The sequence below is a fragment of the Shinella fusca genome, assembly GCF_014203155.1.
GTDB lineage: Bacteria > Pseudomonadota > Alphaproteobacteria > Rhizobiales > Rhizobiaceae > Shinella > Shinella fusca.
In genome coordinates this window covers 158,242-178,407 of the sequence record NZ_JACHIK010000010.1, presented here as the reverse complement: position 1 = coordinate 178,407, position 20,166 = coordinate 158,242, and the positions used below count along the sequence as shown (strand labels likewise).

The window sequence follows — 20,166 nt, the reverse complement described above, 5'->3', positions numbered from 1 at the left end:
GCCGAGCCCCATGCCGATTGGATGAAGGCAAGCCTCCTGCAGGTGATCGACATGCTCGACCGCCAGATCGCAGCCCTGCAGGCGCGCATGGACGCACTCCTGGCATCGGCGCACACCCTTTTGCAGGGGGAGGCCATCCTACGCTCGGCACCGGGCATCGGGCCTGTCACGGCAAGGGTCCTGCTTGCCCACATGCCGGAACTGGGCAAGCGGAACCGGCGGGCCATCAGCGCCCTTGCCGGGCTGGCGCCGATCGCCTGCGATTCAGGCAACCTGCGGGGCAGGCGCTGTATCTGGGGCGGGCGGAAGCGGGTTCGCGACGCTCTCTACATGGCAGCCCTGGCCGCTTGCCGCTCGGGTCCCTTCCAGGCGATCGCCAAGGCCATGCGCGAAAAGGGAAAGCCCGCCAAACTCGTCCTCATCGCAATAGCAAGGCGCCTGCTCGTCACGCTCAATGCCGCTATCAGGGACAACAAACCAGTGCGTACTTGACATCACAAACACAGTTGCTCGGGCTTGACCCGAGAATCCATCCATTCGGCACGCCCTGAGTTTGAGAGGTGGATCCTCGGGTCAAGCCCGAGGATGACGACCGAGAGGGAGAAGAGGAAGGACGACCGAGAGGGAGAGGAGGAAGGATGACCGAGAGGGAGGAGGAAGGAGGCGCCCTCAGCGCACCACGGCCCCGTTCTCCGCGACAAGCCGACCGGCCTTGAATACGCGGCGGCCCTTCGGCACGGCCACGACGGCCTCCGGCACATGCTCGGCGTCGAGCGTCACGAAATCCGCCTTCGCGCCGACGGCGATGCCGTAGCCTTCGAGGCCGAGGGCTTTTGCGCCGGCGGCGGTCACCACGTCGAAGGCGGCGGAAAGCTCTTCGTCGGTGTAGAAGCCGGAGCGGTAGCCGATCATCATCGCCCGGCCCAGCATGTCGCCGTCGCCGTAGGGCCACCAGGAATCGCGGATATTGTCGTTGCCGGAAAAGACGTTGACGCCCTCGGCGCGCAGCAGCGCGACCGGCGGGAAGACGTGGTCGCCGGGGGCGTTGGTCATGATCGAGATGCCGGCGGCAGCGATCTTCGCGCCGATATGGCGGGCAGCGTCCGCATCGAGATCGCCGAGCCCGTAGGCATGGCTGATCACTACCCTGCCCTGCATGCCGAGCGCCACCGTGCGCGCGCAGATCTCCTCCACCGTGAAGGCGCCGAGCGTGCCGAAATCATGGAGGTGGATATCGACGCCGACGCCGCGCCTTTCCGCCACGCCGAAGACGACGTCGAGATGGCCGTCGAGATTACGGTCGAAGCTCGCCGGATCGAGGCCGCCGACGAGATCGGCGCCGAGGCCGATCGCCGCATCCAGAAGCTCCGGCGTGCCGGGGCTCGAAAGAATGCCGCTCTGCGGGAAGGCGACGAGCTGGATGTCGATGATGTCGCGATAGTCCTCGCGCACCTTCAGGATCGTCTCCAGCGACTTCAGCCCGACCGAGCCGTCCACCATGACGTGGCTGCGCATCTGGAGGGAGCCGTTGGAGACGCACAGCTCGAGCTGCTTGCGGGCGCGCTCGTCCATGGGCGCGGCCATCGCCATGTTCTCGGCCTGGAAGGCGACGCGCTGATGCACGTCGAAGCCGTCGGTGCAGGGTTTGTGGGGGATCCACCTGTCGCCGTAGAAGCTGGTGTCGAGGTGGATATGCCCCTCCACGAAGCCCGGCACGAGCAGCGCGCCGGCGATGTCGACGCGACGGCCCGCCTCGCCCCCCGCCCCGGCCGGCGAGATGGAGACGATGCGGCCGCCGGCAACGCCGATATCCTTGAAGGAACCATCCGCGAGCTTCGCATTGGTGAAAAGCGTTTCGATAACGGTCATGTCCTTACGAGCTCGTTCCAGGCGATGCGGTCAATAGATGCCGGCGGATTCGACGGCGGAGCCGAGCACCAGGATGGGCGTGCCGGGCTGGACGCGGTTGTAGAGGTCGACCACGTCCTGGTTCACCATGCGCACGCAGCCGGAGGAGACGGACTTGCCGATGGTCCACCATTCCGGCGAACCGTGGATGCGATAGAGCGTATCCTGGCCGTCGCGGAAGATATAGAGCGCGCGGGCGCCGAGCGGGTTCTTCAGGCCCGGCTCCATGCCGCCGTTGCGCCAGCTATAGGGTTCCAGCTCGGGCTGGCGGGCGATCATCTCGTCCGGCGGCGTCCAGCGCGGCCATTCGCGCTTGTACTGGATGACACCGCGGCCGGCCCATTCGAAGCCCGCCCGGCCGAGGCCGACGCCGTAGCGCATGGCCTGCCCGCCCTCATAGGTGAGGTAGAGGAAGTGCGTCGCCGTATCGACGACGATGACGCCGGGCCGTTCGCCCGTCGGGTTCGGCACCATCTGGCGGTAGAAGCGCGGATCGATCTTATGGTAGGGAATGGCCGGCAGCGGATACACCTCGTCCGGCTTCGGCCCGTACATCTCGGCGTAGATGCTGGTATCGACCGGCTCGGGCTCGACGGCGACCCTCTGGCGGACCGGCGTGACGCAGCCGGAGAGGATCGTGGTTGCCAGTCCCGCGCTGCCAAGCAGGAAGGACCGGCGGGTTACGCTTTCACCAGTCAATACAGTTCCTCACACATCAATCGTCATAGGGATCGGCCAGCGCGGCCTCGGGCCGGCTGACGGGATATTTGGTGCGCGAAATGCGCGCGGCCATGCCCTTTGCGCCTTCGTGCTTGAGCAGCGAACGGAAGCTCGGATGCATGCCGCCGTCCACATAGGCGAAGCTCGAAACCGGCGTGGCGTTCGCGAAAGCCGCATCCAGCTTCCTTTGTTCCGCACCGATCTTCGCCATCAGCTCGGGCTGGACGCCTTCGACCGTCGCCGGGCAGGCCGCGAGCGGATCGTCAGGCTCGCCGCCGACGAAGTCCTTGTCGAAGACATAGCGGCCGCTGCACAGCGAGACCTTCGGCTGGCTCCGCGTAAATTCGAAAGCGTCGTAGCCCTCCTTCAGCGTGCGCCAGAAGGGCATGTTCGGGTCGCCGCGATGAGCGACCATGTTCTGCGTCGTCATGCGGAAGGGGTAGGCCTGCACCTGGAAACGCTGCTGCCCGCCTTCCAGCGCCTTCTGCACGATGGCGAAAATCTCGCCGACGCCCTGGTCGGTCATGGCGTAGCAGCCGGAGGACGAGCAGGCGCCGTGCACCATCAGCGCCTCGCCCGTATAGCCGAGCGCCGATTCCAGCCTGTTCGGATAGCCGAGGTTGAAGGAGACGTAATATTGCGAGTTCGGGTTCAGCATGCCGGCGGAGACATGGTAGAAGCCTTCCGGCGCCTGACGGTCGCCGATCTTCGTCTTCGGTCCGAGCTTTCCGGACCAGCGGCACATCGGATAGGTCTTGAAGAGCGCGTATTTGCCGCTCGCATCGACCTTCCAGACTTCCAGCTCGCTTTCCTGCTTGAAGATGCGCACCAGAACCGGGCTTTCCGGCCGCATCTTCTTCTTCGCCATCTCGGCCTTCACCTTGCTGGAAAGCTGCGGGGCCTCGGCGAGCGAGGCGACGTCCATCGCCATGCAGCCGGCAAGCAGGCCGCCGGCGACCGTGGCGGCGGCAAGGCGCGCGAGGAGGCGAAGGCGTGGACGGGCGTTTTCACGGGAAAGGCGATGGCGAAGCGCAAACATGGATCGTTTTCGGTTGTTCGGGATCGGGGCGCGCCGCTTTCCGCGCGACGCATCATCCTGTCAGAGTCCAAGCGATTGCTTAGAACTTCGTTAATCTTGTGGCTCTCATCGGTCTTTGTGCGTATCCGGCCATAAACCTCAGGCCCCTCGGCCTTCAAGGCCTGGCGCCACGGTTTATGCCATCCGGCGATCACGCAGCGAACACAAAAGCGTCAGAACCTTGCGCCGGCCCTGCGAAGACCCTCTCTGCCTGCCGGCATCTCCCCCACAAGGGGGGAGGGGTTGGGGAGGGGTCTTCAGCCAGTAGCATACCCGAACCAAACCTTGATTTGCCCGCCGTCTCCCCACATGTCTTGGAGAAAATAACACGAAGAGGCACGACATGCTGACCATCGGCGATCTTTCGAAGGCGACGGGCGTCAAGGTCCCGACCATCCGCTATTACGAGCAGATGGGCCTCCTTTCGCCCGCCGAGCGCTCGGAGGGCAACCAGCGGCGCTATTCGGCCGGGGAGCGCGACCGGCTCGCCTTCATCCGCCATGCCCGCGACCTCGGCCTGACGCTCGACGCCATCCGCGAACTGATCGAGCTCAGTCAGCACCCCGAGCACCCTTGCCGCGATGCCGACCGGATCGCCGCCGAGCAGCTTGCCGCCGTGCGCCGCAAGATCGCGCGGCTGCGCAAGCTGGAGGCCGAGCTGGAGCGCATCACCACCCATTGCCACTCCAACCAGATCAGCGATTGCTACGTCATCCGCGCGCTTGCCAACCACGACCTTTGCAGCGACGAGCACGACTGAACCTACCGGATCGGCCGCAGGAGGCGGAGCGCATTGAGCGTGACGAGCACGGTCGCGCCCGTGTCGGCGAGGATCGCCGGCCAGAGGCCGGTGATGCCGGCGATGGTCGTCACCAGGAAGACGCCCTTGAGGCCGAGGGCGATGACGATGTTCTCGAAAATATTGCGCATGGTCCGCTTCGAAAGGTCCCGCATCAGCGCGACGTCGCCGACGCGACCGTGCAGGATCGCCGCATCCGCCGTTTCCAGCGCGACATCCGTGCCGCTGCCCATGGCGATGCCGACATTGGCGGCGGCGAGCGCCGGAGCGTCGTTGATGCCGTCGCCGATCTTGCCGACGACGAAGCCCTCGCGCTGCAATTCGCCGACGATGCGCTGCTTGTCCTCCGGCATCAGCTCGGCGCGCACCTCGATGCCGAGCAGGCTGCCGACGGCCTTCGCCGTGCGGGCATTGTCGCCCGTCAGCATGACGGTGCGGATACCCGCCTCCTTCAGGGCCGCAAGGCCGGCCGCGGCGTCGGGGCGGGGTTCGTCGCGCATGGCGAGCGCGCCGGTGAGCGTGCCGTCCACCAGCAGCAGGGAGACGGTCTTGCCGTCGTCGTTGAGCGCCGTGACGGTGGCCTGGACCTCGGCTGAAAGCGTGACGGTCTCGGCGGCGGCCTTCGGCGAGCCGAGGAAGACCTCCCTGCCCTCGACCGTGGCGGCGACGCCCTTGCCGCCGAGTGCCCGCGCGCCAGTCGCGGCGGGGGGAGCAATGCCTTCCTCGGCGGCCCTTGCGAGGATGGCGAGCGCCAGCGGATGGCTGGAGCCGGCTTCCAGCGCGGCGGCAAGGCGCAGCACCTCGCCCTCCGTTCCGCCGAAGGCGAGGATATCGGTAACCTTCGGCTTGCCCTCGGTGAGCGTGCCGGTCTTGTCGAAGGCGATGGCGGTGAGCTTGCCGAGGCCTTCCAGCACCGCGCCGCCCTTCATGAGCAGGCCGCGCCGCGCGCCTGCGGAAAGCGCGGCGGCGATGGCGGCGGGCGTCGAGATGACGAGCGCGCAGGGGCAGCCGATCAGGAGCACGGCGAGGCCCTTGTAGACCCATTCGCTCCAGACGCCGCCGAGGAGAAGCGGCGGGACGATGGCGACGAGCGCGGCGACGGCGACGACCCCGGGCGTATAGTATTTCGAGAAGCGGTCGATGAAGCGCTCGGTCGGGGCCTTGGATTCCTGTGCCTCCTCGACCAGCTTGACGACGCGGGCGATGGTGTTGTCGGCCGCAGCCGCCGTCACGCGGACGCGCAACGCCGCATCGCCGTTCACCGTGCCGGCGAAGACCGTATCGCCGGCCTCCTTGCGCACCGGCGTGCTTTCGCCGGTGACGGGCGCCTCGTCGATGGCGCTCTCTCCCTCGACGATGGTGCCGTCGGCCGAGATACGGTCGCCCGGGCGAACGAGGATGATCGCGCCCACGGCAAGCGATTCGGCCGGCACCTCCTTCGTGCGGCCGTCCTCTTCCAGCAGCGCCGTCTTCGGCACGAGGGCGGAAAGCGAGCGGATGCTATCGCGCGCCTTGCCGGCGGCAACGCCTTCCAGCAGTTCGCCGACGAGGAAGAGGAAGACGACGGCGGCCGCCTCCTCCGACGCATCGATGACGACCGCGCCGACGGCGGCGATGGTCATCAGCATCTCGATGGAGAAGGGCGTGCCGGCGAGCGCGGCCATGATCGCGCGCCGGGCGATCGGCACGAGGCCCACGGCCATGGCGAGGACAAAGGCATAGGTCGCGATGGCCGGGAAGAGATGGCCGATGCCGTAGGCGACGAGCAGCGCCGCGCCGGAAAGGATGGTGAGCCGCCCCTTCCTGCCCTTCCACCACGGACCTTCGGACGGGCCGTGGTCGTGGCCGTGCAGGCCTTCGACGGCGGCGGCCTTCGCCGCAGGGCCGTGGTCGTGCTCATGGTCATGGTCGTGGTCATGGTCGCAGCCGGGGCGGTGTTCGTGTTCCGCCGCCGGCTTTTGCGCGGCCCCATCGGCCGGGGTCACGCCGTAGCCCAGGCCGGAGACCTTGCGGCGGATCGCGTCGAGGTCGCTCGTTGCATCGTGCCGCACCCGCATCGTGCCCGCCGTCACCGAAACCGAAACGTCGCTGACGCCCGGCATGCGGCGCACGGCGGTGTCGATCTTGCTGGCGCAGGAGGCGCAATCCATGCCTTCGACCCTGAAACGCGTCTCTTTCACATCGGACATCGGCAAATCCTCTTTTGTCTTGATAATGTTCTACGACCTCTAGCGACTAGAGGTGCAAGAGCGGAAATCGGAAAATTTCCGGCAAAAGAGGTGCATTGAAATCCGTTGCCAGCCTGTGCTAGAGAGCGCCCCACTTAGTGCAGGTTTCATCTGCTGGTTGGGGAGGACGCCATGTCTTGCGACGCCCTCTTCCAATCGGGGATGGGCTCGGTCGATGCCCCCCGAACGGAAGAACGCTTTTCGATGCGTGCCATCGCGGCACGCTCTGGCTTTTATGCCGTTGCGCCCACCGGCCCCACGCGGCCGGTGAAGACACCGCGCCTGCCCGCTCTCCTGCCGGCACGGCACCGCGCCAAGGCGCTGTCGCACCGCCGTGTCCGCACGACGATACCGTAACATCCGGTTTCCAGTCCGAGACCCCGCGTAGCGGAGGGCGATGCCTTCCGTGCGCGCGGCGTTTTCGCATTGCCACTCCCCACGGAAGACAGGTCCCCATGTCCCTGACGACGCCCTACTATCTGATCGACAAGTCGAAGCTCCTCATCAACATGGAGAAGGTCGCGCGCCTGCGCGAACTCTCCGGCGCCAGGGCGCTGCTGGCGCTGAAATGCTTCGCCACCTGGTCGGTCTTCGATTTCATGCGCGAGTACATGGACGGCACCACCTCCTCCTCGCTCAACGAGGTGCGCCTCGGCCACGAGCGCTTCGGCAAGGAGACGCACGCCTATTCCGTCGCCTATGCCGACTACGAGATCGACGAGGTCGTCAGCCACGCCGACAAGATCATCTTCAACTCCATCGGCCAGCTCGACCGTTTCGCCGACAGGGCGGCCGGCATCGTGCGCGGCCTTCGCCTCAATCCCGGCATCTCCTCCTCCAGCTTCGACCTTGCCGATCCCGCCCGCCCCTTCTCACGGCTCGGCGAATGGGACGTCAAAAAGGTCGAGCCGGTGATGGATCGCATCTCCGGCTTCATGATCCACAACAATTGCGAGAACGGCGATTTCGACCTCTTCGACCGCATGCTCGGCACCATTGAGGAGAAATTCGCCCCCCTTCTGAAGAGGGCCGAATGGGTGAGCCTCGGCGGCGGCATCCACTTCACGGGCGAAAACTATCCGCTCGAAAAATTCGCCGAGCGGCTGAAGCGCTTTGCCGGTGAATACGGTGTGCAAGTCTATCTGGAGCCCGGCGAAGCCTCGATCACGAAGTCGACGACGCTGGAGACGACGGTGCTCGACCTTCTCGACAACGGCAAGCACCTCGCCGTCGTCGACAGCTCCATCGAGGCGCACATGCTGGACCTCCTGATCTACCGGGAGAACGCCAAGCTCTCGCCCAATACCGGGCAGCACCGCTACATGGTCTGCGGCAAGTCCTGCCTTGCCGGCGATATCTTCGGCGAATTCGATTTCGAGAAGGAGCTGAAGGTTGGCGACCGCATCTCCATCCAGGATGCGGCCGGCTACACGATGGTCAAGAAGAACTGGTTCAACGGCGTGAAGATGCCGGCCATCGCCATCCGCGAACTCGACGGAAACATCCGCACCGTCCGCGAATTTTCCTATGCGGACTACGAGACAAGCCTTTCCTGATCCCCCTATCCAACCCAGAAGGAGCTATTCCGGGACATGAAGAAAAACGTGCTCATCATCGGCGCCGGCGGCGTTGCACAGGTCGTCGCGCACAAATGCGCCCAGAACAACGACGTGCTCGGCGACATCCATATCGCTTCGCGCACCAGGGCGAAGTGCGACAAGATCATCGCGTCGGTCCATGAGAAGAAGGCGATGAAACAGCCGGGCGTGCTGGAAGGCCACGCCCTCGACGCGCTCGACATCGAGGCCACCAAGGCGCTCATCGCGTCGACAAGGTCGCAGATCGTCATCAATGTCGGCACCGCCTTCCTCAACATGTCGGTGCTGCGCGCCTGCATGGATACCGGCGTCGCCTATATCGACACGGCGATCCACGAGGAGCCGGGCAAGATCTGCGAGACGCCGCCGTGGTACGGGAACTACGAGTGGAAGCGCGCGGCCGAATGCGCGGAGAAGGGCATCACCGCCATCCTCGGCGCCGGCTTCGACCCCGGCGTCGTCAACGCCTATGCGAAGCTCGCCAAGGACGAGTATCTCGACACGGTCACCGACGTCGACATCGTCGATATCAATGCCGGCAGCCACGGCAAGTACTTCGCCACGAACTTCGACCCGGAAATCAACTTCCGTGAATTCACCGGCGTCGTCTATTCCTGGCAGAACGGCGGGTGGCAGACGAACAAGATGTTCGAGATCGGCAAGGACTACGACCTGCCGGTCGTCGGCACGCGCCGCGCTTATCTGTGCGGCCACGACGAGGTGCATTCGCTCGCCAAGAATATGGACGGCGCGAACGTGCGCTTCTGGATGGGCTTCGGCGATCACTACATCAACGTCTTCACCGTCCTGAAGAACCTCGGCCTTCTCTCCGAGCAGCCGGTCAAGACGGCCGAGGGCCTCGAAGTCGTGCCGCTCAAGGTCGTCAAGGCCGTGCTGCCCGATCCGGCCTCGCTCGCCCCCGGCTACGAGGGCAAGACCTGCATCGGCGACTACGTGAAGGGCCTGAAGGACGGCAAGGAGAAGACCGTCTTCATCTACAACGTGGCCGACCACAAGGAAGCCTATGAGGAAGTGGGCAGCCAGGGCATCTCCTACACCGCCGGCGTGCCGCCGGTCGCCGCCGCGATGCTGGTCGCTACCGGCGAATGGGACGTGAAGACGATGGCGAACGTTGAGGAACTGCCGCCGAAGCCCTTCATCAACCTCCTGAACCGGATCGGCCTGCCGACCCGCATTCAGGACGAAGACGGCGACCGCGCCGTCAGCTTCTGAGCACAGGAAGGGCCGGCGAAAGCCGGCCTTTTCGTTTCAGGCGATCGTCATCACCTCGAGCTCCTGCTCGCCGATGGTGACGACGTCGCCGACGGATTTGCCCAGCAGGAGCCTTGCGACCGGGGAGACATAGGAGATCGTGCCTGCCTTGGGATCGGCCTCGTCCTCGCCGACGATGCGGTAGGTCTGCACGCGCCCGTCGTCACGGCTGAAGGTGACGGTGCTGCCGAAGGCGACCGTCTCGTTGTCGGCCGGCGGCGGCATGGGCTGGGCGGTGCGCAGCCGCTCGGAGAAATAGCGAAGGTCGCGCGCCGGGCCGGCCGCCTGCCGGCGCCGCTCGTTGACGTCCTCGACGGCGTTCGCCGCCTCGAAAGCCTCGCGCGCGACCTGAAGCGCATGCTCCAGCGCCTTGAGGCCCGTTTCGGTGACGAGATTGGGGTGCAGCGAGACGGGGCGGTCCGGCAGTTGGGTTTCCGCCGCCGTTTCGGCGCTCTCTTCCTTGACGAATGCGACGCTCACGTCCGGCCTCCGTTTATCTGCCTTCGAGGTTTACGGAGTTTCGCATCCGTTGCAAGGCTCTATCCTAGCGCAGCCAGATCGCGATGTCCGACGGCCGCCCGGCGCGCCGGCTCTTCAGCCCCAGTCGTTCCCAGGCGAATTTCTGCGCGGCCGCCCGCGCGGCGTCGCGATTGGGATACGTATCCGGCAGGACATAATCCTTGCCCTCGCAGGACAGGAGCGCGCGGCAACTCAGAACGTCGAAATGCAACTGGATATTGGAAACCTCTTCCATTTCGTCCTCCCTTCAAGACAGAGGAGAAACCGCGACCCTGACGGAATGTTCCGCGGGAACAAACATGATCTTGCGGAATTTCCTTCCCAGCGAAATCCGGAAACAATCCCATGACCTCAGCAGGCGAAACAACGATGCGGCAGCCGGAAACGCTGTTCTTTTCCGCAAGCGAATGGGTGCCGAACCACCCTTTCCTTCCAGTCCTCGTCTATCGCGGGGTCCTCGGTCCCGAGGTCGACGACCGGGCGCACGCCTTCGAGGGCCTTTTCTACGATTCGGGCTGGGAAGGCGTGTGGCGCAACGGCGTCTTCTCCTACCAGCACTATCATGTCGGCGCGCACGAAGTGCTCGGCATCGCCGAGGGGAAGGCCGAACTCCTCATCGGCGGGCCGGAGGGTGCAAGCCTCGATGTCGAGGCGGGCGATTGCCTGGTGCTTCCGGCCGGCACCGGCCACAGGCGCCTCTCGGCGAGCGACGATTTCCTCGTCGTCGGCGGCTATCCGCCCGGCCAGCATGCCGATATCGAGACGGCGGCGGCAACGCCCGGCGAATTGAAGATCATCGCCGCGCTGCCGGTGCCGGGCAGCGATCCGCTCTACGGCCGCGCCGGCCCGCTTCTCACCCTCTGGAACCATTCCGCAAGAAGCTAGCGCGCCGCCGCGACGCCGGAGGCAGCCGGTTCGCCCGCCGCGACGGTGGCGAGCGCCGTGCGGATGGCCGAGGGCGAGGAGGCCCGGGCGAGCGCGCAGGTGGCATGCGACAGCGAGCCGACGCGGATCGACTGGCCGCCGCGCGCATTGGCGAGCGCGAACATCGATTCGTCCGTCAGGTCGTCGCCGACGGCGATCGGCAGACGGCCGGAAAACGGCGCCTGCTCCAGGAAGGAAGCGACCGCATCGCCCTTGCTGGCGCGCGAGGGGCGCACCTCGAAGACCATCTTGCCGGGCTGCAACGTCCAGTCCGGCCCCGCCTTCTCGGCGAAATCCCGCATGATCTTCTCCAGCGCCGTGTCGAGCGCCGGGGCCAGCCGGTAGTGCGCGGCGATGGCCGCGCCCTTGTCCTCGATCAGCACGCCCTCCATCCAAGCGGTCTCCTTCACCAGCCGGTGCTTCAATTCCGAAAAGGCGGGGGTGGCGCGGGCGACGGTCGTTCCGCCGTCAACGGCTCGCAGCTCCGCGCCGTGCAGGCCCGCGATGGGGAAGCGGGCGGGGGAGAACAGCTCGTCCGCATAGGCAAGGCTGCGCCCCGTTACCAGCGCCAGCGCCCCGCCGAGGCGGGAGGAGACGGCGGAAAGGTTCGCCGTCAGCGACAGCGGCACCTGGATGGCGTCCGGCGTCACGGCAAGGTCGATCAGCGTGCCGTCGATATCGAGGAAGAGGGCCCAGCGGTCCGGCTCGGCGAGCAGGCGGCGGACCAGATGGCGGATCGCCGCATCGGACGGTTGCAATTGTTCGTCGTCGTCTAGCATGACACCTGCAATTAGGCCGCAATCGCCCGCCGGCAAGGGTTCTGCGAGGAACAACTTTCGCTTCGCCGCATTTCCCAATCCGCATATGCAAGGGAGCGGGCATGGGCAGCGAACAGCGCAAACGGCAGGCAAGACAGGATGACGAGATCGGCGCGCCGGTCTCCCATGGCGCCGGCGACCTGCCGAAGGTCGAGGTCACAAGCTACAATCTGGAACTGCGCGACAAGGCCGGCTTCATCGGCGACCGCGCCAACAAGACCGCCTTCCGCGATGCCCTCGACGGCTGGCGCAAGCGGGTGCGCGCGGGCGGGCCCGATCCCCTCGGCGACACGCCGACCGACGATCTTTCCAAGAAGGACATCGACGGATTGCTGAAGGACGCGGAAAGCGAGGCGGCGACGCTCGTACGCGCGGCCATCGACGATTTCGCGGCGGCGCTCGCCGGCATTCTCCTTCGCTATCTTGAAGAGGACGCCTGGAAGGGAACGCGCCGGATCGTGGTCGGCGGCGGGTTCAGCGACAGCAAGGCCGGGCTGATGGCGATGGCCCGCACCCAGCTTCTCCTTCGCGCCGAGGGCATGAAGGTGGAGCTCGTGCCGATCGGCCACCATCCAGACGAAGCCGGCCTTCTCGGCGCGGTCCATCTCATTCCCTCCTGGATGCTGAAGGGACACGACGCCATCCTCGCCGTCGATATCGGCGGCACGAACATCCGCGCCGGCGTCGTCAAGCTCAACCTCGACGACAAGCCGGATTTCTCCAAGGCGAAGGTCTGGAAATCGGAGCTCTGGCGCCATGCCGACGACGAGCCGAAGCGCACCGCCACCATCGAATATCTCGTCGAGATGATCGAGGGGCTGATCGCCAAGGCCGAGAAGGCCAAGCTGACGCTGGCGCCGGTCATCGGCATCGGCTGCCCGGGGGTGATCGCGGCGGACGGGTCGATTGCCCGCGGCGGCCAGAACCTTCCGGGCGGCAACTGGGAAAGCACCCATTTCAACCTGCCCGAGGCGCTGCGCAAGGCGATCCCCGCCATCTGCGGCGAGCCCACCTTCGTCATCATGCACAACGACGCGGTCGTGCAGGGCCTTTCGGAGGCCCCGCGCATGGCCGATACGGAGCGCTGGGCGGCCGTCACCATCGGCACCGGCCTCGGCAATGCCAGCTTCCGCAACAGGAAGGAGGCGTGAGCCTCCTCCTGCCGTGCCCGCTCAGATGATGCCGCCGCCACCGGCGGCGGAGGCCGGCCGCTCGGCCGCGACCTTCTTGCGGTAGCCGCTGGCCCGGTAGGCGGCGACCGGGTCGATGGTCCCGCCCGCGCGGCGGCGTGCTTCAGCGAGGATCGGTTCCACGTCCGTGCGGTAGGCGCGCTTCAGCGTCTCGGTCGCCATCAGGGCGTCGTTGCCGTCCTGGTAGGATTCGAGCGCCTTGCGGTCGACGAGAAGGGCCTGCGCATAGGCGCGGCGGATCTCGTTCGCGCTGTTGATCAGGCTCTCGATCGGATCGGTGACATTGTGCGACTGGTCGATCATGTGCGCCGGGTGGAAGCCCCTGGCGCCGCGCTCCTCGGCATCCACCAGTTCGTTGAAGACGAGGAACAGGCGGTAGGGCTCGATGGCGCCGGCATCGAGATCGTCGTCGCCGTATTTGGAATCGTTGAAATGGAAGCCGCCGAGCTTGCCGAACTGGATGAGCCGGGCGACGATCATCTCGATATTGGTGTTCGGCGCGTGGTGGCCGAGGTCGACGAGGCACTGGGCCTTGGGGCCGAGCGTCTGGGCGATGAGATAGTTCGTGCCCCAGTCCTGCACGACCGTCGAATAGAAGGCCGGCTCGTACATCTTGTGCTCGGAGAAGAGCTTCCAGTCGTCCGGCAACGCCTTGTAAATCTCGGCCATCGCGGCAAGGTAGCGCTCGAAGGCCTTGGTGAAATTGCTCTGGCCCGGGAAGTTGGAGCCGTCGCCGACCCACACCGTCAGCGCCTTCGAGCCGATGGCCTTGCCGATCTCGATGCATTCCAGATTGTGCTCGACGGCCTGGGCACGGGTCGCCGCGTCCGTATGGCTGAGCGAGCCGTATTTGTAGGAATGCGCCTGTCCGGGCGCGTCGGAGAAGGTGTTGGAGTTCATCGCGTCGAAGCCGAGGCCGAGGGCGTCGCCCTTCGCCTTCAGTTCCTTCGGGTCCGCCTTGTCCCACGGGATATGCAGGGAGACATTGGGCGTCGCCCGCGTCAGCTGGTGGATGACCGAGCAGTCGTCCAGCTTGTCGAAGATGCCGCGCGGCTCGCCGGTGCCGGGAAAGCGCGCAAAGCGCGTGCCGCCCGTGCCGACGCCCCAGGAGGGCACGGCGACGAAGAATTTTGCCACCTTCGCCGTGACGGCCTCGATATCGATGCCGCGGCGGGCCAGATTGGCGCCGAGCGCGTCGTAGTCCTCCCTCAGCGCCCCGGCCCGCTTGTCGTTTTCCGCGGCGATCACATCCGCCGCGATCTTGAACTCAGCCATTTCCAGCCTCCCTGATCAGCGCGGAAAACTCTGCGCGTTGCCGGCATCCACGTTGATGATATTGCCCGTCGACTTCGCCGAAAGGTCGGAAGCGAGGAAATAGATGGCCTCGGCTATATCCTCCGGGAAGACGTTCAGCTTGAGCATCGAACGCTTGCGGTAGTACTCCTCCAGCTCGCTCACCTCGATCTTGGAGGAGGCGGCGCGCTGCTCGCGCCACTCGCCGCCCCAGATCTTCGAGCCGCGCAGCACGGCGTCCGGATTGACCGTGTTGACGCGGATGCCCGCTTCGGCCCCTTCGAGCGCAAGGCAGCGCGCAAGGTGGATTTCGGCGGCCTTGGCCGTGCAATAGGCCGAGGCGTTCGGCGAGGAGGCAAGGCCGTTCTTGGAGGCCACGAAGACCACGTTGCCGCCGATATTCTGGCGACGGAAGAGGCGGAACGCCTCGCGCGAGACGAGGAAATAGCCGGTCGCCAGAATGTCCATGTTCTTGTTCCACATCGAAAGCTCGGTGCTTTCGACGGGCGCGGAAGAGGCGATGCCGGCATTGGAGACGAGGATATCGACGCCGCCGAACTCGACGCAGGCTTGCGCGAAGGCGGCGATCACGCCGGCCTCGTCCGTCACGTTGAGCTGGACGGTGCGCACGGCATCGCCGCTGTATTTCTTCGCGAAGTCCGAGCCGACCTCACCGAGCGCATCGGCGTCGATATCGGCGAGCACCACGCAGGCGCCCTCGCCCGCCAGCCGCTCGGCCGTCGCGCGGCCGATGCCGCCGGCCCCGCCGGTGATGAGGGCGACGCGGCCGGCAAGGCTCTTCGGCTTCGGCATGCGCTGGAGCTTCGCCTCCTCCAGCAGCCAGTATTCGATGTCGAAGGCTTCCTGCTCGGGCAGGCCCTGATATTCGGAGACCGTGGAGGCGCCGCGCATCACGTTGATGGCGTTGACGTAGAACTCGCCGGCAATACGCGCGGTCGCCTTGTCCTTGGCGAAGGAGAACATGCCGACGCCCGGCACGAGGAAGATGACCGGGTTGGGGTCGCGCATCTTCGGCGAATTGTCGTGCTTGCAGGCTTCGTAATAGCGCGTGTAGTCGGTGCGGTAGTCTTCCAGCGCCTTGTCGAGGCCGGCGATCACGGCGTCGGCATCCGGCTTCGCCGGATCGAAATCGACGATCAGCGGGCGGATCTTGGTGCGCAGGAAATGGTCCGGGCAGGAGGTGCCGAGGCTGCCGAGCGGCTTCAGGTCCTTCGAATTGACGAATTCGAGCACGGCCGGCTGGTCGTCGAAATGGCCGAGCTTGCGTTCGCCTTTGCCGATGCGGCCGCGGATTTCCGGCATCAGCTTCGCGGCGACGGCGCGGCGCTCGGCTTCACCGAGGCTCTGTGCGACGGCGCCGCCGAAGATCGTCCTGCCTTCGGTCTCCTTCGCGAACCACGCGATCGCCTTGTTGATGATCTCCAGCGTCAGGAGGTAGCAATCCTTGGCGTCGTTCGCCCAGGTGAAGAGGCCGTGGCTTTCCAGCACGACGCCCTTGGCCCTGGGGTTCGCCTTGACGAAGGCTTCGAGGTCGAGGCCGAGCTGGAAGCCGGGGCGGCGCCAGGGCAGCCAGCCGATGTCGTCGCCGAAAATCCTCGCCGTCAGTTCCTTCGAATTCTTCGCCGCAGCGATGGCGATGATTGCGTCCGGATGCATATGGTCGACATGCGTATAGGGCACGAAGCCGTGGAGCGGCGTGTCGATGGAGGCGGCGCGCGGGTTGAGGTTGAAGGTGCAGTGCGGCAGGAAGCCGACCATGCGGTCCTCGTCATGGACGCCCTTGTAGATGCCCTTCAGGGCCTCCAGCTTGTCCATGTAGAGGGTGGCGAAACCGTCGAGCCTGATCGTGCCGACGTCGCCGCCCGAACCCTTCACCCACATGACGCGGGCTTTTTCGCCCGTCAGCGGATCGGTTTCCTCCACCTTGGCCGACGTGTTGCCGCCGCCGTAATTGGTGATGCGCTTGTCGGCGCCGAGGAGGTTGGAGCGGTAGAGCAGCTTGCCGGGCTCGTCGAGCCCGGCGGCATGGGCATCGTCCCAACGGTTTTCGAGAAGGCGGGGCTGACCCGTCATGATTTCCTCCCTGGCTTGACACTTGGCGGGACGCCACGCCGGCCCCCCGTCTCCTTCTGTGCGAGCTATGGCGCATTCCTTCTCGCAATGTCAATCATTTTTGATCATTAAAGATCATTGTGCAGCGCAACATGATCTTTTTTGATCGTTTCTGATTGACAGGATAAAAAGAATACGAATAAATCATCCTCAGGAGGAGCCCCATGCACGAACGCGAACGCCATCGCATCATTTTGAGCGCAATCCAGGAAAAGCCCGTCGTGACGGTGCAGGATATCGCCGAACTGACCGAGGCATCCGAGGCCACGATCCGCCGCGACATCGCCGCCCTGCACATTCAGGGAAAGCTGCGCCGCGTGCGCGGCGGCGCCGAGGCCGTGCATCCCCCGCAGCTCGGCAATCTGGCCGCGCGTCCGTTCAAGGTGTCCGAATCGATCAATATCGATCGCAAGCGCGCAATCGCCCGCCGCGCGGTCGAGCTGTGCGAGGAGGGCGATTCCATCGTCATCAACGGCGGCACCACGACGTTCCAGATGGTGCATTTCATGTCGGCCCGCCGCCTGCAGGTGATGACCAATTCCTTCGCTATTGCCGAGCATCTGGTCAAGCATTCCAAATGCACGGTCAGCGTTCCGGGCGGGGCGATCTACCGCGACCAGAGCCTGATCCTCTCGCCCTTCGACAACGACGCGATCCGCAATTTCTATGCGCGGCGCATGTTCATCGGCGCGCAGGGCGTCAACGCGCTCGGCATCATGGAATCGGACGCGCTGGTCATCCAGAGCGAGCAGAAGCTGATGCGCCAGGCCGAGGAGCTGATCGTCATGGCCGATTCCAGCAAGTTCGACCGGCGCTCCAGCCTCATCCTGTGCCCGCTCGAGAACGTCTCGACGATCATCACCGACGACAGGATTTCGGACGAGGCGGCCACGATGCTCGCCCATGCCGGCATAAAGCTCATCACCGTGAAGCCGATGGCTTCGACGGAGAAGGAGGATTCCACCTCGGCGGCCTAGGAACGGCGCCGGGAGGAGTGACTTTGGTTTCAACATCGGGAGGAAGACAATGAAACTATCCACGAAACTGCTCGCCGGCGCCGCGCTCGCGCTTGCCGCCATGATGTCCTCGGCCAGCGCCGCCGACATGAAGATCGCGCTGCTCGTCAAGTCGCTCGGCAACGGCTTCTTCGAAGCCGCCAACAAGGGCGCGGAAGAGGCCGCCAAGGAACTCGGCGGCGTCGAGATCATCTATACCGGCCCGACCACGACGACGGCCGAAGGCCAGATCGAGGTCATCAACTCGCTGATCGCCCAGGGCGTCGACGCCATCGCCATTTCGGCGAACGATCCGGACGCCGTCGTGCCGGCCCTCAAGAAGGCCCAGCAGCGCGGCATCAAGGTGATCTCCTGGGATTCGGGCGTGGCGTCGGAAGGCCGCATCATGCACCTCAACCCCTCCTCCAACGAGCTGATCGGCAAGATGTGCCTGCAGCTTGCCAAGGACCACCTGCCGGACGGCAAGGGTGACTTCGCGATCCTGTCTGCAACGACGACCTCGACCAACCAGAACATCTGGATCGAGGAAATGAAGAAGCAGCTCAAGGACTTCCCCGGCCTCAACCTCGTCACCACCGTCTACGGCGACGACCTTGCCGACAAGTCCTACCGCGAAGCCAACGGCCTGCTCACCTCGCAGCCGAACGTCAAGGTCATCGTGGCGCCGACGACGGTGGGCGTTCTCGCCGCCTCGCAGGCCGTCAAGGATGCCGGCAAGATCGGCGAGGTCTACGTGACGGGCCTCGGCCTTCCCTCCGAAATGGCCGGCGCCATCAAGTCGGGCGCGACGAAGGAATTCGCCATCTGGAACCCGATCGACCTCGGCTATTCGGCAACCCAGATCGCCTATCACCTCGTCAAGGGCGACACGGACGGCGCGCCGGGCTCGGAAATCGAAGCCGGCCGCATGGGCAAGATCAAGGTCGGCGACAACGGCGAAGCCGCCATGGCCGATCCCTTCGTCTACGACGCCTCGAACATCGACCAGTTCTCGAAGATCTTCTGATCCGGAAACAGGGCGATGCTGTCGTCTTCCTTCTCCCCGGCGGGGAGAAGGAAAACCGAGACGCCGTGCGTTCCATGCAATTGACCGGCCCTTCTTCCGGAAGGTCCTCAAGGTGAAACCGAACATGCTCGCCGCAACACAACAGCCCGATACCGGCTCGATGTCCGAAAGCGCAGAGACCCCCATTCTGGAGATGCGCGGCATCTCGCAGATCTTTCCCGGCGTCAAAGCGCTCGACGGCGTCGATATCGCGCTCTATCCGGGTCAGGTGACGGCGCTGATCGGCGAGAACGGCGCGGGCAAGTCGACGCTGGTGAAGATCCTCACCGGCATCTACCGCCCCAACGAGGGCGAGATCGTCATGGACGGCGCGCCCGTCGCCTTCGCCAATGCGCAGGCCGCCATCGACGCCGGCGTGACCGCCATCCACCAGGAGACCGTGCTTTTCGACGAATTGACGGTCGGCGAGAACATCTTCCTCGGCCATGCGCCGCGCACGCGCTTCGGCCTCATCGACTGGAAGACCATCAACGAGCGCGCCCGCGTGCTGATGCACCAGCTCGAAAGCGACATCGACCCGACGATCAGGCTGAAGGACCTTTCCATCGCCCAGCGGCATCTGGTGGCGATCGCCCGCGCGCTCTCCGTGGAAGCGCGCATCGTCATCATGGACGAGCCGACCGCCGCCCTTTCGCGCAAGGAGATCGACGACCTCTTCCGCATCGTCGAGACCCTGAAGAAACAGGGCAAGGCCATCCTCTTCATCAGCCACAAGTTCGACGAGGTCTACGAGATCGCCGAGAACTACGCCGTCTTCCGCGACGGGCGCATGGTGGGCTCCGGCCGTCTCAAGGAAACCCCGCAGGAGGAGATCGTGCGCCTCATGGTGGGCCGCGACGTGCATGACGTCTTCCCCAAGAGCAGGGTCGCCATCGGCGAGACCGTGCTCAAGGTCGAGGGCTACCGTCACGACACCGAATTCCGCGACATTTCCTTCGAGCTTCGCCGCGGCGAGATCCTCGGCGTCTACGGCCTCATCGGCGCGGGGCGCTCGGAACTCTGCCAGTCGCTGTTCGGCACGACCGTGCCCGCCTCGGGCAAGACCTTCCTCGAAGGCCGCGAGATCGTCATCCGCTCCTCCGCCGATGCGATTGCCGCCGGCATCGTCTACGTGCCGGAGGAGCGCGGCCGGCACGGGCTTGCGCTCGAAATGCCGATCTTCCAGAACATGTCGCTGCCCTCGCTCGCCCGCACCTCCGTGCGCGGCTTCCTCAAGGCGGCGAACGAATTCTCGCTGGCGCGCAAATATGCCGAGCGGCTGGACCTTCGCGCCGCCGCGCTTTCCGTGCCGGTCGGCACGCTTTCGGGCGGCAACCAGCAGAAGGTGGTGATCGGCAAGTGGCTCGCCACGCGGCCGAAGGTCATCATCCTCGACGAGCCCACCAAGGGCATCGACATCGGCTCGAAGGCGGCGGTCCACGCCTTCATCTCGGAACTCGCCGGCGAGGGCCTTTCCATCATCATGGTCTCCTCCGAACTGCCGGAAATCCTCGGCATGTCGGACCGCGTCATGGTGATGCGCGAGGGCCTGATGGCGGGCATCTACGACCGCGAGGGGCTGACGGCGGAAACGCTGGTGCGCGCGGCGACCGGCAATGCATAAG

At 65.4% G+C, this 20,166-nt stretch carries 18 protein-coding genes; 9 read left to right on the top strand and 9 right to left on the bottom strand.

Annotated features, from left to right (window positions below; genetic code table 11):
* A partial coding sequence (locus tag HNQ66_RS15595) for a transposase (protein ID WP_184145087.1) occupies positions 1 to 492 on the top strand: 492 nt, incomplete at its 5' end.
* A 177-nt stretch (positions 493 to 669) separates the two neighbouring features.
* Here the strand turns inward: HNQ66_RS15595 and HNQ66_RS15590 are convergent.
* Genes HNQ66_RS15590 through HNQ66_RS15580 form a run of 3 tightly spaced genes read right to left on the bottom strand, consistent with a single transcriptional unit; the run spans position 670 to position 3,667 of the window.
* A complete protein-coding gene (locus HNQ66_RS15590) occupies positions 670 to 1,869 on the bottom strand; it encodes an amidohydrolase family protein (RefSeq protein WP_184145086.1) in 1,200 nt (399 codons plus the stop codon).
* A 30-nt stretch (positions 1,870 to 1,899) separates the two neighbouring features.
* On the bottom strand, positions 1,900 to 2,607 hold the full coding sequence (locus tag HNQ66_RS15585) for a L,D-transpeptidase (protein ID WP_184145085.1): 708 nt from the start codon (positions 2,605 to 2,607) through the stop codon (positions 1,900 to 1,902).
* Positions 2,608 to 2,623: 16 nt separating this feature from the next.
* Positions 2,624 to 3,667, bottom strand: coding sequence for a L,D-transpeptidase family protein (locus tag HNQ66_RS15580; RefSeq protein WP_184145084.1), 1,044 nt, complete (start codon positions 3,665 to 3,667; stop codon positions 2,624 to 2,626).
* Positions 3,668 to 4,049: 382 nt separating this feature from the next.
* Between HNQ66_RS15580 and HNQ66_RS15575 the strand changes: the two genes are divergently transcribed.
* Positions 4,050 to 4,466, top strand: coding sequence for a MerR family transcriptional regulator (locus tag HNQ66_RS15575; protein ID WP_184145083.1), 417 nt, complete (start codon positions 4,050 to 4,052; stop codon positions 4,464 to 4,466).
* A gap of 2 nt (positions 4,467 to 4,468) precedes the next feature.
* Here the strand turns inward: HNQ66_RS15575 and HNQ66_RS15570 are convergent, their stop codons facing one another.
* Positions 4,469 to 6,694: a heavy metal translocating P-type ATPase gene (locus tag HNQ66_RS15570; protein WP_184145082.1), complete on the bottom strand. Its 2,226-nt coding sequence runs from the start codon at positions 6,692 to 6,694 to the stop codon at positions 4,469 to 4,471.
* 494 nt (positions 6,695 to 7,188) lie between these two features.
* Between HNQ66_RS15570 and HNQ66_RS15565 the strand changes: the two genes are divergently transcribed.
* Positions 7,189 to 8,289, top strand: coding sequence for a carboxynorspermidine decarboxylase (locus HNQ66_RS15565; RefSeq protein ID WP_184145081.1), 1,101 nt, complete (start codon positions 7,189 to 7,191; stop codon positions 8,287 to 8,289).
* A 36-nt stretch (positions 8,290 to 8,325) separates the two neighbouring features.
* Positions 8,326 to 9,564 (top strand): saccharopine dehydrogenase family protein, encoded by a 1,239-nt coding sequence (locus HNQ66_RS15560; RefSeq protein WP_184145080.1) that lies wholly within the window; start codon positions 8,326 to 8,328, stop codon positions 9,562 to 9,564.
* Between the two features lie 36 nt (positions 9,565 to 9,600).
* Here the strand turns inward: HNQ66_RS15560 and greA are convergent, their stop codons facing one another.
* Together greA and HNQ66_RS15550 are read right to left on the bottom strand one after the other, a co-directional pair.
* Complete coding sequence (gene greA / locus HNQ66_RS15555) at positions 9,601 to 10,083, bottom strand: transcription elongation factor GreA (protein WP_184145079.1); 483 nt, start codon at positions 10,081 to 10,083, stop codon at positions 9,601 to 9,603.
* A gap of 64 nt (positions 10,084 to 10,147) precedes the next feature.
* Complete coding sequence (locus HNQ66_RS15550) at positions 10,148 to 10,357, bottom strand: hypothetical protein (RefSeq protein WP_184145078.1); 210 nt, start codon at positions 10,355 to 10,357, stop codon at positions 10,148 to 10,150.
* Positions 10,358 to 10,467: 110 nt separating this feature from the next.
* Here HNQ66_RS15550 and HNQ66_RS15545 point away from each other — a divergent pair, with 110 nt between their 5' ends.
* Entirely contained in the window at positions 10,468 to 11,007 is a 540-nt protein-coding gene (locus tag HNQ66_RS15545; protein ID WP_246434322.1) for a cupin domain-containing protein, read from the top strand.
* On the opposite strand, the gene otsB is transcribed toward HNQ66_RS15545, so the two are convergent.
* Complete coding sequence (gene otsB / locus HNQ66_RS15540) at positions 11,004 to 11,825, bottom strand: trehalose-phosphatase (protein WP_184145077.1); 822 nt, start codon at positions 11,823 to 11,825, stop codon at positions 11,004 to 11,006. The genes HNQ66_RS15545 and otsB overlap by 4 nt on opposite strands.
* 101 nt (positions 11,826 to 11,926) lie before the next feature.
* Here otsB and HNQ66_RS15535 point away from each other — a divergent pair, with 101 nt between their 5' ends.
* Positions 11,927 to 13,015: an ROK family protein gene (locus HNQ66_RS15535; RefSeq protein ID WP_184145076.1), complete on the top strand. Its 1,089-nt coding sequence runs from the start codon at positions 11,927 to 11,929 to the stop codon at positions 13,013 to 13,015.
* A gap of 21 nt (positions 13,016 to 13,036) precedes the next feature.
* On the opposite strand, the gene rhaI is transcribed toward HNQ66_RS15535, so the two are convergent.
* Together rhaI and HNQ66_RS15525 are read right to left on the bottom strand one after the other, a co-directional pair.
* Positions 13,037 to 14,329, bottom strand: coding sequence for an L-rhamnose catabolism isomerase (gene rhaI / locus HNQ66_RS15530; RefSeq protein ID WP_184145075.1), 1,293 nt, complete (start codon positions 14,327 to 14,329; stop codon positions 13,037 to 13,039).
* A gap of 15 nt (positions 14,330 to 14,344) precedes the next feature.
* Positions 14,345 to 16,441, bottom strand: a complete 2,097-nt coding sequence (locus tag HNQ66_RS15525; RefSeq protein WP_184145074.1) for a bifunctional rhamnulose-1-phosphate aldolase/short-chain dehydrogenase — start codon at positions 16,439 to 16,441, stop codon at positions 14,345 to 14,347.
* 203 nt (positions 16,442 to 16,644) lie between these two features.
* On the opposite strand from HNQ66_RS15525, the gene HNQ66_RS15520 reads away from it, so the two are divergent.
* The 3 genes from HNQ66_RS15520 to HNQ66_RS15510 all read left to right on the top strand — a co-directional run bounded on the left by HNQ66_RS15520 (position 16,645) and on the right by HNQ66_RS15510 (position 20,165).
* The gene (locus tag HNQ66_RS15520; protein WP_184145073.1) at positions 16,645 to 17,457 is read left to right on the top strand and encodes a DeoR/GlpR family DNA-binding transcription regulator; all 813 of its coding nucleotides are present in this window, start codon (positions 16,645 to 16,647) and stop codon (positions 17,455 to 17,457) included.
* 49 nt (positions 17,458 to 17,506) lie between these two features.
* On the top strand, positions 17,507 to 18,502 hold the full coding sequence (rhaS, locus tag HNQ66_RS15515; RefSeq protein WP_184145072.1) for a rhamnose ABC transporter substrate-binding protein: 996 nt from the start codon (positions 17,507 to 17,509) through the stop codon (positions 18,500 to 18,502).
* A 124-nt stretch (positions 18,503 to 18,626) separates the two neighbouring features.
* Positions 18,627 to 20,165, top strand: a complete 1,539-nt coding sequence (locus tag HNQ66_RS15510; RefSeq protein ID WP_184145071.1) for a sugar ABC transporter ATP-binding protein — start codon at positions 18,627 to 18,629, stop codon at positions 20,163 to 20,165.
* Position 20,166 lies beyond the last annotated feature (1 nt).

Excerpts from the sequence above, each read along its gene's own strand:
- HNQ66_RS15575 (WP_184145083.1), top strand. The coding sequence starts at position 4,050 with ATGCTGACCATCGGCGATCTTTCGAAGGCGACGGGCGTCAAGGTCCCG.
- HNQ66_RS15560 (WP_184145080.1), top strand. The coding sequence starts at position 8,326 with ATGAAGAAAAACGTGCTCATCATCGGCGCCGGCGGCGTTGCACAGGTC.
- HNQ66_RS15520 (WP_184145073.1), top strand. The coding sequence starts at position 16,645 with ATGCACGAACGCGAACGCCATCGCATCATTTTGAGCGCAATCCAGGAA.
- HNQ66_RS15545 (WP_246434322.1), top strand. The coding sequence starts at position 10,468 with ATGACCTCAGCAGGCGAAACAACGATGCGGCAGCCGGAAACGCTGTTC.
- HNQ66_RS15525 (WP_184145074.1), bottom strand. The coding sequence starts at position 16,441 with ATGACGGGTCAGCCCCGCCTTCTCGAAAACCGTTGGGACGATGCCCAT.
- HNQ66_RS15550 (WP_184145078.1), bottom strand. The coding sequence starts at position 10,357 with ATGGAAGAGGTTTCCAATATCCAGTTGCATTTCGACGTTCTGAGTTGC.
- HNQ66_RS15580 (WP_184145084.1), bottom strand. The coding sequence starts at position 3,667 with ATGTTTGCGCTTCGCCATCGCCTTTCCCGTGAAAACGCCCGTCCACGC.
- otsB (WP_184145077.1), bottom strand. The coding sequence starts at position 11,825 with ATGCTAGACGACGACGAACAATTGCAACCGTCCGATGCGGCGATCCGC.
- HNQ66_RS15565 (WP_184145081.1), top strand. The coding sequence starts at position 7,189 with ATGTCCCTGACGACGCCCTACTATCTGATCGACAAGTCGAAGCTCCTC.
- HNQ66_RS15535 (WP_184145076.1), top strand. The coding sequence starts at position 11,927 with ATGGGCAGCGAACAGCGCAAACGGCAGGCAAGACAGGATGACGAGATC.
- rhaS (WP_184145072.1), top strand. The coding sequence starts at position 17,507 with ATGAAACTATCCACGAAACTGCTCGCCGGCGCCGCGCTCGCGCTTGCC.
- HNQ66_RS15590 (WP_184145086.1), bottom strand. The coding sequence starts at position 1,869 with ATGACCGTTATCGAAACGCTTTTCACCAATGCGAAGCTCGCGGATGGT.
- rhaI (WP_184145075.1), bottom strand. The coding sequence starts at position 14,329 with ATGGCTGAGTTCAAGATCGCGGCGGATGTGATCGCCGCGGAAAACGAC.
- HNQ66_RS15570 (WP_184145082.1), bottom strand. The coding sequence starts at position 6,694 with ATGTCCGATGTGAAAGAGACGCGTTTCAGGGTCGAAGGCATGGATTGC.
- HNQ66_RS15510 (WP_184145071.1), top strand. The coding sequence starts at position 18,627 with ATGCTCGCCGCAACACAACAGCCCGATACCGGCTCGATGTCCGAAAGC.